Raw genomic sequence first — 15,863 nt, forward strand, 5'->3', positions numbered from 1 at the left:
AAGAGGAAAAACACATGAAGATGCTAGGTATCAAGAATATTAGAATTGATGATCGTTTGATCCATGGTCAGGTAGCCACGATGTGGAGCAACCGGTTGAATGTCACTCGGCTGATGGTCGTTAACGATCAAGTCGCAAGTAACGATGTGCAGAAGCAGGTTTTACGAATGGCCACACCTGCCGGCATTGCTTCGTCGATAATTTCCACTGAGAAAGCATTAACCAACATCAAAGCGAATAAATACGAAGGCCAGAACGTGTTACTCATTGTTAAATCACCAATGGATCTTTTACCTTTCGTAGATGCAGGCTTTGACTTGCCTACAGTCAATGTTGGCAACATGTCTAATCGTCCAGGGACCGAAGTACTTCGGCCCAACATCAGCGTGACTCCAGATGAAAAGAAGGCCTTTGAGACTTTGTTAGGGGATGGCATTGAGATCACCACAATTATGACTCCCGATGACAAAAAGACCTATTTGAAAGATATCTTGAAATGAAGGATGGGAACATTATGCCAGCGATTATCTTGATGAGCCATGGGCATTTAGCTTCACAGGTGAAGGCATCAGCAGAAATGATTTTAGGTCAATCCTTGCCTTATCCAACAGTCGATATGGCCCCAGATGATGGTATTGAAGGGACCATGGCCAAACTGGATGACTGTCTTGCGACATATCAAAACCAAAAGAGAGTTACAATCATCGCGGACTTACTCGGTGGGACCCCTTGCAACACGGCACTTTTAAAAGCCAGTGAAGATCAGCGAATTCGGGTAGTCACAGGGCTAAATTTAGGGATGATATTGGAATCAACAACGCTTCAGGATAACGATGTTTTGGTTTCGACACTGGTGAGTGCAGGTAAAACAGGAATCACTGAACCTGATACAAAATCTTCTGTGATAAGCGATGACGATGAATGATGTGAGTTTTAGATCATGGAACAATTATAAGGTAAAGGATTGGTAGCAATGGTCATGGAAACAAATATTAGCCAGGTCCGGGAGACCAATGAGCGTAGGGTACTTCAAGAGGTATTCAATGCAGGGCCAATTTCTAGAAGCCAAATATCCAGAAATCTTCGGCTTAATAAGGTTACCGTTTCCGATATCGTTGCGAGTTTGATCAATAAAAAGTACCTAGTTGAAACCGGATTTGGTACGAGCTCTAAAAGCGGTGGAAGAAAGCCAACATTTGTTTCTTTTAACAAGAGACTAGGAAATGTGGCAGCTTTTGAAATGGGGTACGAAACATTGAAGTACCTTTTAACCTCGATAGAAGGTAAGGCCCTCTATCATCAAGAGTTTGCAGTCAAGAGCTTGGGTATCCGTCAGCGTCTTGCGATCATTCAAAAATGTTTTGAGGAGGCAAACCGTTCGCAATCGGTGCCGGTACTAGGGCTAGCAATTGCCATACACGGCATTGTTGACCAGAATCAAGTGCTTTATACTCCTTTTGTTGAGCTCGAGGGGTTGGATTTAGTTTATGAACTTGAGACTAGACTCAATGTTCCGGTTGTGTTAGAAAACGAAGCTAATCTTTCAGCTATTTATGAACGTGACTTTGAAAATAATAACAATGTTGGGAATCTTGTTTGTATTAGTATCCACAAGGGTATTGGCGCTGGCATTATCATAAAGAACCAACTGTATACTGGGCATCATGGAGAAGCAGGTGAAATTGGCCAAACAACGGTATACGACCCAAAAGTTAATGACGATAATTTGCCAAGAACGATAGAATCTATTTGCTCTGAGGACTCAATGGTGAACCAAATCCGTCAGCAGAAAGCAGACTTTCAGCTATCTCGTTCTGACATTGTTAACATGTATCGAGATGGTGATGCCGTAACCCAGAAGGTAATCAACAATGCGTGTTTCTATATAGCCAATATTCTGTACAACACGATCGTGACCTTGGATCCCACAAGGGTGAGCATAAACTCACCGTTAATTCGCGAACTGCCAGAATTATTAGATCAAATCACAAATGCAGTCCCTCATGTTACTGGTGAGAGAACCAAGATTGATTTGATTGAAAATGTTGATGATGCAACTTTATTAGGCGGCTGTTCCAAGATCATCCACCATATATTGGATTTACGTAGCGGTGTGCTCAATTTTAACGGCAAGAAGAACTAACGTGGGACGATGAAGAAGAGGAGCAATCCTCTTTTCTTTTTACCAAAAACGAACTTTACTCATAATTTTTTAGGGGACAGTATGACAAAGGAATATTTTCCAGAAATTAGCACCATTCAATATGTTGGGAATTCTAGAGTACCTGATGGCCTCTCATTTACTTAATACAATGCTGATGAGGAGATTGGTGGCCGTAAAATGCGGGACTGGTTGAAATTTTCTGTTGCTTCTTGGCACACGTTTGGCCAAGAACTAAACGATATTTTTGGTGACAGTACAGCAGTTCGTCCATGGCAAGGCTTGAAGAACATGGAGTTGGCAAAGACAAAAGTAAATGCGGCTTTTGAGTTTTTCAAAAAGCTAGGGGTTGACTATTATGCTTTTCATGACCGGGATGTTTCCTTTGAAGGAAACACACTACGCGAAACTAATGAGAACTTGGATGAAATCACCGACTTGTTTGTTCTGAAACAGAAGGCTTCTGGACTGAAGGTACTTTGGAACACAGCTAACATGTTTACCAACCCTCGCTTTATGCAAGGTGCAGCCTCTTCACCGTCAGTGGACATTTTTGCATACGCTGCAGGCCAAGTTAAACAAGGCATAGACACGGCAAAAAAGGTCGGAGCGGCAAATCATGCGATCGCGGCTCCAACGAGGCCCACAATCGCATGATTAGACGTGACTACCCAAAAGGCGAGTCGCTGGATGATGTTAGTCCCAGCCAGGTGCTGGCTACCCAAGACCGTCTTAACGGGCTTCCCCGGAGAAAGCTAGACTACCGTAGCCCCCAGGAGTGTTTTGAGACCGAAGTGCGCCGGACTCGGCGTTCAGCACAACACGTAAGCTAAACAATGAACCACTCATAAGATAACAGACTGTTCTTGGGAGTGTCTCAACACCCCGGCTAACTTGTTCTTGCAATTTGGGATAATAAATCTTCAGCATTTGCCTCAGTAACACGAGTGATGGTGATCGCCATGGCATTGGGCCTCCTTAAATTTGCCTTGAGCTTACCTTGCTGACGACGGTATTGCAAGACCACGAATTCTTTCCTTACATTAGCTAAAACTTCGACTATAATTATTTTGGAGGCGATTACATGTTTTTAGATCATCGAACCATTCGCAAATTTTCCACGCAACAAGTTGACCCGCAATGCTTGAACCGCCTGATCACTGTGGCCCAACATACTGCAACCTCACATTTCTTGCAGTCTTTTAGCATTATTCATATCACCGATTCCGCACTGCGTTCACAAATCGCCGCCATCAGCCACCAAACTTATGTCGATGGCAATGGTGAATTATTGATTTTCGTGGCGGATCAATACCGCGCAGACCTATGCGCCGACCACCCTAACCAACTCAGCTCAACGGATAAATTTATCCAAGCCGCATCGGATACTTTATTGGCGGCAGAAAACCTCGTCGATGCCGCTGAAAATCAAGGGTTAGGAACCGTGATTTTAGGCAGTATCCTCAATGATCCAAAACAATTGATCTCCCTGCTTCACCTACCGAACCTCACCTTCCCGATTTGTGGCGTGATTGTCGGCTATCCCGATCAAAAACCAAACTTCAAGCCGCGCATGCCGCAAAGCTTAATGAGCTTCGACAATACTTATCACTTACCTGACGACTGGAAAACGCAACTAACAGATTACGACCACGTGATTCAGCATTACTATGCGACCCGCGATACCAATCAGCGCGAAGAAACCTTCTCCCATTTGTTAGCTAACGGTGCCGCCCATACGCCGAAAAAGCGCAGCGAACTACTCGATGCCTTGCATCAACAAGGGTTCTGTTTGAAATAACAGGATAATAAATCGATTCATCTTTTAATTTTAATTTGTGTCTTGTCAAGTGTCATGCGACAATCATCTCTAGGCAGCTGCCTCCAAAGGGGGTGTTGTCTTTGTTGAAGGATCTATTCACAGTCGTTGTCGGCCCTGTGGTGGTCGGGGTTATCATTGAGTTGATCAAACGTTGGCTGGACTTGCGACAACTTTTGCGACTGCCGTTGCTGTTTGAGGATACTACCGATTGTGGGTTGCATAGGGGACCTTCTTTCATAATGCCAAGTTTATTTGCTTTTAGCCACTAGGGTATACCCTAGTGGCCTTTTTTGGTTTCAATATATACTGCAAATTATGCATGTTCATTATAGCTATCCAAAAAGGAGCACAAAAAAGCTAAAATCGGCTGTGATTGCTGGTAAGAATGTAAATAGGACTGATAAATAACAAAAATGAAATTGCTGGTTGCCATAATTATCTCCCCTTTAGAGATATACCGTTTAGGCACAGACTTTTGAAATATTTCTTTAAAATGGGAATTTTTTAGTTTTTAGTTGAAATATAATTTCACCGAGTTTATAGTCATCTTGTAAGCGATAACAATATTTTGGGAGGGAAGAACATGAAACATCAGCACTTGTTTTTAGCTTCATTATTGATAGGGACGTTTGCTTTAGCATTAGGCATTGGTCACCCAGTATCGGCACAGGCAGCGACAGCTAAGGTAACGCCTAATCTTAGCTCAGTCGTTACTAGTACGGTTTATTCCAAGAAATTGCATCTCGACTGGAATTATGATGTCTATTTGCCAGCAGGGTACGATCCAAGTTCTAGCAAGCGGTATCCTGTTCTTTATATGTTGCATGGGTTATATGGAAACCACCGGAATTTGCTTGAACGGTTTAACTCTCAGCAGATGCTCGATGGTATTGAGCATCGAACTAATAAAGCCATGATTGTTGTTTTTGTTGACGGTTTTAATAGTTTCTATGTCAACCAGAAAGGTGGACCTCAAGTCGAATCGGCCATTATTCATGATCTCATACCAACCATCAACAAGAATTACAAAATATCCAATAGCGTTTCTAAGCACGCTATTGGTGGTATTTCAATGGGCGGATCTGGTGCCGCAAGAATTGCATTGAAATATCCTAATCTTTTCTCTAAGGCTGTTTTAATCTCTCCAGCCGTCTGGTATAGCCTGCCAAAAGACAATCCAATTAGAATGAATATGCATGCCTTCACTGATGGTAATGTATCCTGGTCAACAAAACGCTACAAAGCTTTGTTCCCAACCCAATACATGAATGATGCGTCCAAAGGCGTTAAGCTATACATCGAATCAACGAGCTCTGATACCACTGTGCCCATTAAGAATGTGACACATTTCGTCAAAGATGCTAAAGCTGCAGGCAATAGTACGAAGTTCATTAGAGATTCTGGCGATAATCATAACTGGGTCTATTGGGCAAAAGCTGCACCAAAGGCTTACACCTGGGCCATTAACGAGATGAACTAAGGAGGGGTTGAAATGAATAACGCAGATATTGCAAAAAAAATTCTGGATAAAGTTGGAGGCAAAGAGAACGTATTTAGCAACGTGGCCTGTATGACACGACTTCGTATCGGTATTCGCGATGATTCTAAAGTCAACATTGATCAATTGAAACGTGTTAACGGCGTACTTGCAGTTGTTGAAGCCGATACCCTGCAGGTTGTGTTGGGCCCAGGGAAAGTTAACAAGGTGGCAGAACCATTTGCTGAATTAACTGGCTACCCATTAGGCTCAGCCGATGAAGATGAAGACACAATAAGTACAGATACTAAGCAAGCCAACTTGCAAGAACTTAAGAGCATGGCTTCTCAAAACAAGGCAGCAAATAAAGCAAAACATGATAAGCCTATTCAACGCGGACTACAGCACATTGCGAATGTCTTTATTCCACTACTTCCAGGGATTATTGCTGCCGGTTTGATAAATGGCCTGACAAACGTTATTGACTATCAAACAGGTTCGGCATTTAACAATGACTGGTGGTATATGGCAATTAAGACGATAGGTTGGGGCCTGTTTACTTTCCTGCCAATTTTTGTTGGTATGAACGCAACACGTGAATTTAAAGGGAGCGCAATTCTTGGTGGTATCGGCGGCGTATTTTGCCTAAATGCTTCAATTGTCGGTTTTCCAATGGCATCACAGGCGCTCTCAATGCCTATCTCTAACACCCCATACGTCACAGGTGTTGGCGGTCTGTTGACTGCGCTATTCTTGGGAATCTTTCTTGCTTGGTTGGAGCGTAGCATTCGCAAGTTTATGCCAAGTGTTCTGGATACTTTCTTTACACCATTACTGACATTGATTGTGGGTTGCTTGATTGCCGTTGTTTTCCTTCAGCCAGTTGGACTTTGGTTGACCAACGCCATCTATATTGCAATGGATTTTGTTTACGGTAAGCTCAGCTGGTTTGGTGGTTATATTCTGTCTTCCACATTTTTAGGGCTGGTATCAGTTGGGCTGCATCAAGCGTTGACTCCAATCCATGTTATGTTGAACGACCCGACTGGTCCAACTCATGGTATCAACTATCTTCTTCCGATTTTGATGACCGCCGGTGGCGGTCAAGTTGGTGCAGGGCTTGCACTGTTCTTTAAGAGCAACAACAAACGATTTAAGAAAATGGTAATGAGTTCAATTCCAGTCGCCATTCTTGGAGTTGGTGAACCTCTGATGTATGCTGTTACCTTGCCATTAGGTCGTTCATTCATCACTGCATGTATTGGTGCTGGATTTGGTGGCATAGCGGCTTCTCTGTTCAAATTAGGAACTGTATCCCAAGGAGTTTCTGGCTTGTTCGGCTTACTCATCATGCAACCGGGACAACAACTTCTTTACCTGCTTGCAATGCTAATCGCCTACATAGGTGGATTCATCTGCACCTGGTTCTTTGGTGTTGATGAAGATCGTATCGATGAAATCTTCCCAGAATAAGAAAGGTACACCATGAAATTAGGTTTTTCTGTATTTCTTCATGATTCGATAAACAAGCAAGACGAAATTCGAATTCAGCAATATGCAAATAGTGGCTTTTCAGGGATTTTCACTTCACTGAATCTACCAGAAGATGACCCAGCAACACTCACGCATAACCTCGCAGCTTTAGGGAGATGTGCCAAAGAAAACAATTTGGAACTCACGGTCGATATTTCTGCTTCTGCTTATAAACGACTAGAGCTTGATGTCTATGATCCAACTCCTCTAATCAGTCTTGGCGTTAACAGACTGCGTATCGATGACGGGATTGATATGGAGAGCATTGCTACCTTGTCCAATCGGTTATCGATTGCGCTAAATGCCAGTACTATTTCAGAAATCGACATCAGTCGCCTGCTTCAAAATGGAGCAGACTTCAAACATCTCGAAGCTTGGCATAACTATTATCCAAGAGAAGCAACGGGGCTTGACCTCGATTGGTTCGACAAAAAGAATCGCTGGTTGCAAGCAGCCGGATTTTCAGTGATGGCCTTTATACCAGGAAACTCGATTCTACGAGGACCAGTATTTGCTACGTTGCCAACACTTGAAAAACACCGATTTGCAAGCCCATTTTCGGCCGCGGTTGAGCTAACTCAGCTTCACGTTGATGATATCTATCTCGGTGATCCTGGCGTGACTTATAAAACGCTGACACAATTTGCGTGTCTACAAAAGGAACAATGTATCTTAATTAGAGCAAGACTTAAGTCGAACGCGCCAAAGTATTTGAGTGAAGTCTTTCATCAGCGAGCCGATGTGGCTCGTGATTGCATTAGATTAACAGAAGGACGCCAACTCGCTACTGAAAAAGTTGAAGTGGCTAATGCAACGGTACGGAATGCAGGGGCTATTACACTTGATAATTACCTTTCAGGACGTTACATGGGCGAACTCGAAATCATTAAGAAATCGTTACCACCTGACCGGACAGTAAATGTAATTGGGTGTGTGATTGAAGAGGATCTTGCGCTTCTACAAATGATTAAACCAAATCAAAAATTAAAGATTGAGAAAGTTAGTGATGAATAATGGATCTCACCAGACTAGAGACTGAACAGCAGAACTCTAGAACAATGAATCTTGACGAAATGAGTACGCTCGAAATTGTTCGAGCAATGAATAAAGAAGATCACTATGTACCTGAAGCAATTAGCCAAAAACTCCCCGTCATTGCTAATTGTATAGATGTTATAGCAAGGCAATTTAAAAAAGGTGGCCGACTCTTCTATATTGGAGCCGGTACTAGCGGACGACTGGGCGTTCTCGATGCGGCTGAATGTGTACCGACATTCGGTACTGACCCAGAGATGGTTCAAGGATTGATCGCTGGTGGCATGCCCGCCATGACATTAGCCGTAGAAGGAGCAGAAGACGATGTAGGCCTTGGTCAACAATACCTAGTAGATCGAAAGCTCTCCCCTGATGATGTGGTTGTCGGAATAGCAGCTAGTGGTAGAACACCTTATGTTATTGGCGGACTAGATTATGCTAAGCAGAATCATACGCCTACCATTGCTTTCTCATGCAATAAAGATGCTGAAATCTCTAACCATGCTGATATTGCAATTGAGATTTCAGCTGGGCCTGAAGTGCTCTCAGGGTCTACAAGGTTAAAAGCAGGGAGTGTTCAGAAAATGGTGCTAAACATGCTCTCTACTGCTTCAATGGTCCGTATTGGGAAGACTTACGGAAACTTGATGGTTGACGTTCGACAAACCAACGGTAAGCTTATCGAAAGGGCGATCGAAATGATTCAGACCGTCACTGGTGTAAGCCATGACAAAGCCAAATCTACGCTTGGTTTAGCTGATCACAGTGTCAAGGTCGCCATCGTCATGATTTTGAAAAATGTTGATGCTAATCAAGCAAAGGCACGACTAGAAAATGCGGACGGTTTCGTAAGAGGTGCGATACAATAGCGATAGAGGTGATTGGGTATGGCAGAGACAATTCTAACAACTATTCATGATCAAATAGATCGAATGTCAGCTGCCCTACAAAAATTAGGGCAATACATTCTGACTCATGTTCACGATGTGCCTAAGATGAATGTCTCTGTCTTAGCAGAAAAAAGCGAAGTTAGTCAGGCAACAGTGGTTCGTTTTGCCAAGGCACTTGGTTATGAGGGCTTTACCGAATTTCGTCTACAACTGGCAAGCGAGAATGTGGTCGTCAACGCTGAAGACGCTAACTTGTTCTCTGAGATTTCACCTCACGATACGGCTGAAGAACTCAAAGTGAAGCTTTCATCACGAGTAGAGAATGCCATCACCACCACTTCTAGACGTCTTCCAGCCAAGACTCTCGATAGTGCCGCCAACTTGCTTTCTTGGGCAAATGTTATGAGCGTATTTGGAATCGGCGCTTCGTCAGTCGTCGCAAATGACTTCTATCAGAAATTTAGTCGATTGGGCAAGCCAGTTCTCAACCCTCCTGATGTACATCAAGCAATGACGAATATCGTGACACAAAATATGAACCATGTCATGGTTTTAATCTCAAATTCAGGATTAACTCAAGAAGTTATCAAACTTGCTAAGGCCAGTAAAGAAAACGACGTTCCTACTATTGTGCTCACAGCGGAGCAAGCAGGCCAGCTTAGTAAAACAGCAACACTTGTCATCCCAACAGATGAAGGTAAAAGTCCCGACCACCTTCGTACAGCTGCAACAACATCACTTCTATCACAGCTATACGTTGTCGACTTAATATTCTATAGATATCTACAACTGCATTTTAACGAAAATGTCTCAGCGCTATCAGACTCCTACAAGATCATCAAACAGTTTCTGAAGTAGAGACACAGCTTTATTGATTAGAGGTGAATAAATATTGTTCAAATTCTTCAAAAAGAATCCCATCTGGGCGTCAAATTCAATTCTTGCGCCAAGTGATGGCACTGCCGTTCCCATCAACACGATTGAAGATCCCGTCTTCTCACAGGGAGCAATGGGAATTGGCGTAGCCGTCAATCCTAGTTCAGATAACGTCTACGCACCCGTTAGTGGTAACGTCACAATGGTTGCAGCAACGAAGCATGGTATCGGAATCAGCACCGCAGAGGGGCGTGATATTCTTATCCACATGGGTGTCGATACCGTCGAACTTAAGGGTAAACCCTTTAAGGTGCTGGTAAATTCAGGCGATGAAGTAAAGGCTGGGGAAAAAATAGCCGTTATGAACCGGCAAGAAGTTGAAGCGAATGGTAAGCTTTCTACTATCATAGTCGTGGAGACGAACAGCGCTGAGCGTAAGGATAAGCTGAACTTAGTCAAAACCGGGACTGTTAAGCATGGCACTGACCTTGCCAAGTTTTCTTATTGATTTTAATCATATACCGCAGTACGGAACTCAAGCAAAAGTATATTTTCATTTAAAAAAGAGCTTCTCGAGAAATTGATCTCGAGGAGCTCTTTTCCATAAATCACGGGTCTACACTTTCTAGTGTTGAGAAATAATCAATGCTAAAAAAGTGAATCTTTTCGTGTCTTCGGGGGTGATAACTTAATTATGCAATCAAGGATTCAAACGGCTCTTATGTTGTAGTTACGGACACAATTAATTTGTGCGTTCATTGACGGTTCATTAATCAATTTAAAATGAGTTTCTTCCTATTATATACACGGATATGCCAATCAAGAATGAAACTGGTTAGACTTTTACGGGGATTAAATTAACTAAACAGTTTAAATGTCAAAGACATGCAAAAAAACTGACCACCGTCCCTTGCTGAATTCAATTTCCAGAGTGTCTTCGGGTCACTTATATGTAACTAACAATACTCTCCGTTCACATTAGTTACACTAGGGTACAATCTAACGGATCAATTTTTGAAAGTTTATCAGTTAGTAATCATTGAGCCACAAGCTGTAGCCATGTTGTCAATATCGCCGTCCCAATCATTAACAGTATCTTGCTGAGAATCCAGCGTTTCTCTCCTGCAGTATTCTCTACTGGAGAAATATTAGACAGAGGAAAAGCCAACAATTTTTTGTGCCGAAATTCTAGCATCATCTGCACAATGGTTAAGATAACAAACAAGACAATTGATGTCCACAAAATCATTACACGGACACTATCGTCCAAAGAAATTATCAGAAAATCGTTTATTGAATAGACTATCCAGCCACCTAAGAAAAACACCAATGATAAAATCTTTGTTGTGCTTTCCAATTTGACTAATTGGTTCACCTTCTTAAATAAAGTTGGATTTTCACCCAGATATTTAGCTACTTCTATATAGGCTTCACTACGCTTTTGATGCGCAGCTTGTCGCCGTACCAATATTGTCAAAAAAAGAGAACTTAATAACACTGTGAATCCAAGCACACCAAGCATTAATTGTAACAACCCCAATTAATCGCCTCCTTAAAAGCTAAGCAGCAATGAATGTCGCTGGTAATAGTTTAGCAGCCGTTCCAACAAGCGTATCCGCTACTTCTGGAGCCATAATAATTGTTGCTATTAATACAACAGCTCCTGCCGCCCAAGGAATCCACTCCAGGTTTGGTTCATGTTCAGAAACGGGAACATAAATTGGTTTATAATCCTCAGCTGGGATCCCCAATCCATTTGGTTTAGTGTATATCTCAATACTCAATGAGTCGATCTGATGCAAATATTCCAAAAAGAGCATTTAATCAGCTCCTTTAAATCGCTAAAAATTCCAAAACTCATTGCCACCAGCTACCATGTATCTATCTAACCATTTTGAGAAAGAGAGATCAAAGCATTGGCTGGCCTGCATCCCTGGATATGTTAAATACGGTTTACCTAGTCTGCGCTGTTCCTCGTTAATATACATGTCACCAACATCTCTAATATGCATAATCGGAATCATATTATTAAAACTTTTGGGCAATGCCTTCCGCTCAGCAATCACTTTGTCAATTGAATACACTTCACTGGCATATCCCATCGGGAAACCTGAGATTTCTGTGTAAAATAGAAACATTCCGTTCGAAATTGAAAGAAACTCAATATAATCTGTTGGCAAGTTAAGGTTCTTTAGTCTTGCTAACTCAACAACGTTCGCTGATTCCTCAAATTTAAAAGAAACATTTTGTACATAACCTTGTAACTGAATGATTGAGATTGTTTTTTTGCCATTATCCGTCAGTTTCTTTAGTGATTGCATCCTTCGTCGAATTAATGATTCCAAACATGCTCCCCCTAATAATTATTAAACCATGACGTAATTAGCCTATGATTTGGTGCTAATATCGGCATCAAATTGTTAAATTCATTGCTACCACCAACTAACGGTCTTTTCAAGTCTGTTCTTCGGATCACTTCCTGTATGGGGATCATGGACATCATTTACAAGTACAGCACACGTCTCAAAGCCCTCATATATCTAATATATCTACTATATCTGATATATTAGATATGCTGGGTATATTTAGTATACCTAAACGCTTGCGCGTCTTCGAGGTACACGCCAAGCACACCTGCTATACACAATATACAGAATATATTGTATATATCGCGTATAGCGCGTGTGCTCTGTATATTGCGTATAGCAGATATATTTATTGAGCCTAACGTGCTACTTCTTCAATTTAACATCATAACGTTCAAGCTCTGCTGCTGTGAGTGTATGCTGTAAGGCAGCAATAGCTAACCTTGCTACTTCATACATCGGTATGTCCATCGCATAGGCCACACCATGAAATTTCTGTAGCACATCCGCATCTACTTGTATTGGCCGCCGTTTTTTCGACATAGACTTTTTACCAGCTATGTTCGTTTTTACGTCGTCCGTAATTTTAATATTTTCTGCAGTCAGATGCTTTCTTGCTTCCTTGCTACTTGGTAGTAATGCCATTAATCTCTATCTCCTTTCCTTTTGGAAGAACCTTGTTTTGGACAGCATCCGAGTATTGAGGCGTATAGGAAAATCCTTCCATATCGCCGGTTGACTCGTAATAAGCTATCCGGTCATTCATCTCACAAAAAATATCTGCGAAAACACTCCACATACGCCTATCAACATAATCGTTCAACTGTATGCCCGTTTCCCCGAATAGTTCAAGTCGGTCAGAAGACTTGATTGGCGTAGCAAAAATGTTCTCCTCGCCATACTTGGTATACAAGTCATTATAATGATTCATCTGTAAATCACGGCGTCGTGACCAAAGCACAGGAATTATACCCAATATTTGAACTCGGGACTCTTCTGCATAGGAGGTGACTATCGGCATCAAAACTTCATTGATAAACTTGCTTGTTGATTCCATGGCGAAGGCTTTCAATTCTTGGAGAGGAATCACATAATCAGCAGCTGTAAGCACAGCATCAACAACATGATCGGTGCTTGGTGGACAATCAAAAAGAATTAAATCGAACTGTTGGCGCAACTTGTTTAGTGGATCGACAAAAGCTAGATGTTGTGAATATTCGTCTTTGTAAGTATCTTTCAACCAGTCGTTCAATTCTTTTGAGGTTATGCTCGTTGGCATAATGTACAAATTTTGACTAACCTGTGTTATGCCGGACTCAAAATCTTTAACCATAACAGCCTTAGCAAACGATCGTTCAAAAACAGGAACGTCGAATGTCCTCGAGATATTTGCCGTTGTGTTTCCCTGTTGGTCATAATCAATTAGGAGAACTTTCTTTCCAAACATCTGAGATGCAACAACCGCCAATAGGTCGTTGTCGGTTGTTTTCCCTATGCCACCCTTCATATTGGTTAAGACCACCACTCGACCATCATGTTTTTCTTCCATTTCAATCACTCCAGTTCCTCTGTGTTCGTTATATCAAATATATCTGATATATTTGATATATCCTATATTTGTGATATTCCGAATATAGCGAGTATATTGCCTATACGTGATATATCAAATATATCTGATAATGCTAGTATAGCACTAATATCAACAATCGCACAATATATATTTCCGCAAAACGCTTGATTTAAATTTAGGAGATTTGTACAATGACTGTAATAGAAGTTTTGTGCAACCACTTACAAAGCTTTTTGACATAAAAAAAGCCCCTATCCATCAGGATCGGGGATCACGGTAGCTTGTACCAGCTACCCACTAAAGACAATCCGACTTGGCGGAAGAATTATCTTTAGCAATCAAGTTTCAGCTTGTGACATCATTTTAGCAACTTTCTTGCTAAATTTCAATGTACAGGCACGAGGACTGGATAGCTGGTAGAAGCTGTTCAGTCTTTTTTTGTGACTGAACAAATAAACCAGCAAAGACGGAGGTACATACCATGGCTCAAGACTCATTTAAGTTCTACAAAGCAGATAGCGTTTACGGTAATCTCTTTTTCCAATTTCCAAAAGTATTAATGTACGGTAGCCAATATTCCAAATTAAGTAGTGATACCAAACTAGCTTACATGGTGTTAAAGGATCGGCTCGAATATTCTCTCAAGAATCACCTAGTAGACGAAGAGAATCATGTATATTTTATATTTACTAACGAGGAACTAAAGAGCTTATTCAATTGTTCTAACACCAAAGTTGCTAAAATTAAGAAGGAGCTTGAGACCGCTCATCTTTTACTTCAAAAGCGGATGGGTTTTCAGCCTAGTGCTGGTCGTCAATTACCAAACCGTCTATATTTAGCTGACCTGTCCGTTAATCCACAAGATCGTTATTTACGCTCACAAGAAACTAGTGAAACAGCGCAAACCCTTGATAAAAGCAGACTTCCGAAAATCAGAAGTCAGTATGAGACCGCTCAAAGCCTTGGTAACAAAAGACTTCCGAAAATCAGAAGTCAGTATGAGTTCGCTACTAACATGTCTCAAACCCTTGATAAAAGCAGACTTCCGAAAATAGGTCACGATCTATATAAAGACTTAGACATAAATACTAGAGACAATAAAGAGACAGAAAAACTGGACTTTTCCACAAATCGATATTCACCTGAGATCATTAAAAAGCAAAATCAAGATCTCGTAAAAAATGCCAGAAACTATCTGCCTGAATCAATAACAGGTGGCCTCTTTCTCAACAAAGAAGGCGTGGAACTACTTAGTCTTTGGTGCCAATCACCACAACAAATGCACAGGTTCCTCGGTATTATTCTAAATGCCAAAAAGGCTGTAGAAAGGGAACATGAAGGAACGACAATCGTACTTGATGATCCGCAGTGCCAAGAAATGATCAACAAGACTATGCGGCGCTTTTTCAACATCCTACGTTCTGACAGTAAAAAAATTAACAACGTCGAAAATTACTTGTTTGGTGCTATGAAAGAGACCTTGGTGGCATACTGGAATAAATCACTCATGACAGCTAATGGAGGCGACCCTAATGAGTTCTAAAGAGTTTAATCAACGGAAACGTGAAGCCTTTCCGGAAGAGGTGGCGCTCAAAAACCTCAAAGAGCTAACTGAGGCAGAACGTGCCGGTCTGCACTTGCTTATGATTCAAACCAGTGATCCGTATGAACGTGAGGATATTCTGGCAGAGGCACAGAAAACTGCTAATCAGCGTGCCGAGGAAGCTAAAAAGCACAGCTATGCCGCCATTAAAAAGCGTTTGACCCAGGAACAAACAAAAACTGATACTGAGTTAAATGCCTTTACACAGCATCGCAATCGTCACGTCAAGGTGCTGGGGAAAGTCACCATAATGGCAGGCTATTTCATGACGCCCAAGCGCATTCGACCGACCAAATACTATTGGCTAGTCCCTGATGATTTAGAACCTGTCTAGTATCTTTTAAGAACTATCTTCAGGAAGGCCAATACAACTATTTGAAGACTGCTGTTAAGGGCACGTTCACAGTTTTTCCAAAGTCGCCGACATTTGTCTAGCCAACTCCATGAACGTTCAACGATCTATCGTTGCGGTAATTCACGCCATTGGCACCCTGTAGTAAGCGAGTAAAGGATGGCATTGAATACGTCAT

17 protein-coding genes and 4 pseudogenes are annotated in these 15,863 nt (G+C 41.8%); 15 read left to right on the plus strand and 6 right to left on the minus strand.

Translation table 11 applies throughout. The annotated features are described in order from the left end of the window. The first annotated feature begins 14 nt into the window (after window positions 1-14). The 13 genes and pseudogenes from ACWPAB_RS12075 to ACWPAB_RS12135 all read left to right on the plus strand — a co-directional run bounded on the left by ACWPAB_RS12075 (window position 15) and on the right by ACWPAB_RS12135 (window position 10,302). Window positions 15-500, plus strand: coding sequence for a PTS system mannose/fructose/N-acetylgalactosamine-transporter subunit IIB (locus ACWPAB_RS12075; protein ID WP_016381841.1), 486 nt, complete (start codon window positions 15-17; stop codon window positions 498-500). A gap of 14 nt (window positions 501-514) precedes the next feature. Further along, entirely contained in the window at window positions 515-925 is a 411-nt protein-coding gene (locus ACWPAB_RS12080; protein WP_016381840.1) for a PTS sugar transporter subunit IIA, read from the plus strand. 48 nt (window positions 926-973) lie between these two features. Next, complete coding sequence (locus tag ACWPAB_RS12085; protein WP_016381839.1) at window positions 974-2,143, plus strand: ROK family transcriptional regulator; 1,170 nt, start codon at window positions 974-976, stop codon at window positions 2,141-2,143. Between the two features lie 198 nt (window positions 2,144-2,341). Then, entirely contained in the window at window positions 2,342-2,818 is a 477-nt protein-coding gene (locus tag ACWPAB_RS12090; protein ID WP_016381838.1) for an apurinic/apyrimidinic endonuclease family protein, read from the plus strand. Then, window positions 2,779-2,994: pseudogene (locus ACWPAB_RS12095) on the plus strand (IS30 family transposase); the annotation flags it as partial. The gene ACWPAB_RS12090 and the pseudogene ACWPAB_RS12095, both read left to right, overlap by 40 nt. Window positions 2,995-3,245: 251 nt before the next feature. Beyond that, the gene (locus ACWPAB_RS12100) at window positions 3,246-3,962 is read left to right on the plus strand and encodes a nitroreductase family protein (protein WP_003572070.1); all 717 of its coding nucleotides are present in this window, start codon (window positions 3,246-3,248) and stop codon (window positions 3,960-3,962) included. A 92-nt stretch (window positions 3,963-4,054) separates the two neighbouring features. Then, the gene (locus ACWPAB_RS12105; RefSeq protein WP_225358531.1) at window positions 4,055-4,252 is read left to right on the plus strand and encodes a type I toxin-antitoxin system Fst family toxin; all 198 of its coding nucleotides are present in this window, start codon (window positions 4,055-4,057) and stop codon (window positions 4,250-4,252) included. Between the two features lie 314 nt (window positions 4,253-4,566). After that, window positions 4,567-5,463 carry an alpha/beta hydrolase gene (locus tag ACWPAB_RS12110; protein ID WP_016381837.1) on the plus strand — a complete coding sequence of 299 codons (897 nt, stop codon included), beginning with the start codon at window positions 4,567-4,569 and terminating at the stop codon, window positions 5,461-5,463. A 12-nt stretch (window positions 5,464-5,475) separates the two neighbouring features. Further along, on the plus strand, window positions 5,476-6,933 hold the full coding sequence (locus ACWPAB_RS12115) for a PTS transporter subunit EIIC (RefSeq protein ID WP_016381836.1): 1,458 nt from the start codon (window positions 5,476-5,478) through the stop codon (window positions 6,931-6,933). Between the two features lie 12 nt (window positions 6,934-6,945). Beyond that, a complete protein-coding gene (locus tag ACWPAB_RS12120; RefSeq protein ID WP_016381835.1) occupies window positions 6,946-8,007 on the plus strand; it encodes a MupG family TIM beta-alpha barrel fold protein in 1,062 nt (353 codons plus the stop codon). Further along, window positions 8,007-8,897, plus strand: coding sequence for an N-acetylmuramic acid 6-phosphate etherase (murQ, locus tag ACWPAB_RS12125; RefSeq protein WP_016381834.1), 891 nt, complete (start codon window positions 8,007-8,009; stop codon window positions 8,895-8,897). The genes ACWPAB_RS12120 and murQ overlap by 1 nt, the downstream gene beginning before the upstream one ends. Before the next feature lie 18 nt (window positions 8,898-8,915). Further along, window positions 8,916-9,776, plus strand: coding sequence for a MurR/RpiR family transcriptional regulator (locus ACWPAB_RS12130; RefSeq protein ID WP_016381833.1), 861 nt, complete (start codon window positions 8,916-8,918; stop codon window positions 9,774-9,776). Between the two features lie 34 nt (window positions 9,777-9,810). Further along, the gene (locus tag ACWPAB_RS12135) at window positions 9,811-10,302 is read left to right on the plus strand and encodes a PTS sugar transporter subunit IIA (protein WP_016381832.1); all 492 of its coding nucleotides are present in this window, start codon (window positions 9,811-9,813) and stop codon (window positions 10,300-10,302) included. A 528-nt stretch (window positions 10,303-10,830) separates the two neighbouring features. Here the strand turns inward: ACWPAB_RS12135 and ACWPAB_RS12140 are convergent. The 5 genes and pseudogenes from ACWPAB_RS12140 to prgP all read right to left on the minus strand — a co-directional run bounded on the left by ACWPAB_RS12140 (window position 10,831) and on the right by prgP (window position 13,709). Further along, complete coding sequence (locus ACWPAB_RS12140) at window positions 10,831-11,334, minus strand: hypothetical protein (protein WP_012537722.1); 504 nt, start codon at window positions 11,332-11,334, stop codon at window positions 10,831-10,833. A 19-nt stretch (window positions 11,335-11,353) separates the two neighbouring features. Beyond that, window positions 11,354-11,581 (minus strand): annotated as a pseudogene (locus ACWPAB_RS12145) (hypothetical protein); the annotation flags it as partial. Window positions 11,582-11,635: 54 nt separating this feature from the next. After that, window positions 11,636-12,139 carry a hypothetical protein gene (locus ACWPAB_RS12150; RefSeq protein ID WP_003581373.1) on the minus strand — a complete coding sequence of 168 codons (504 nt, stop codon included), beginning with the start codon at window positions 12,137-12,139 and terminating at the stop codon, window positions 11,636-11,638. A gap of 387 nt (window positions 12,140-12,526) precedes the next feature. Next, complete coding sequence (gene prgO, locus ACWPAB_RS12155) at window positions 12,527-12,805, minus strand: DNA segregation protein PrgO (protein WP_002820004.1); 279 nt, start codon at window positions 12,803-12,805, stop codon at window positions 12,527-12,529. Beyond that, a complete protein-coding gene (prgP, locus tag ACWPAB_RS12160; RefSeq protein WP_003606337.1) occupies window positions 12,786-13,709 on the minus strand; it encodes a ParA superfamily DNA segregation protein PrgP in 924 nt (307 codons plus the stop codon). Before prgP ends, prgO begins: the two co-directional genes overlap by 20 nt. A 502-nt stretch (window positions 13,710-14,211) precedes the next feature. Between prgP and ACWPAB_RS12165 the strand changes: the two genes are divergently transcribed. Beyond that, window positions 14,212-15,273 carry a replication initiator protein A gene (locus ACWPAB_RS12165; protein WP_016381830.1) on the plus strand — a complete coding sequence of 354 codons (1,062 nt, stop codon included), beginning with the start codon at window positions 14,212-14,214 and terminating at the stop codon, window positions 15,271-15,273. Beyond that, window positions 15,263-15,655: pseudogene (locus ACWPAB_RS12170) on the plus strand (hypothetical protein); the annotation flags it as partial. The gene ACWPAB_RS12165 and the pseudogene ACWPAB_RS12170, both read left to right, overlap by 11 nt. Window positions 15,656-15,663: 8 nt before the next feature. Here ACWPAB_RS12170 and ACWPAB_RS12175 read toward each other — a convergent pair. Further along, a pseudogene (locus tag ACWPAB_RS12175) lies at window positions 15,664-15,863 on the minus strand (hypothetical protein); the annotation flags it as partial.

The organism is Lacticaseibacillus sp. 30 (assembly GCF_053819265.1).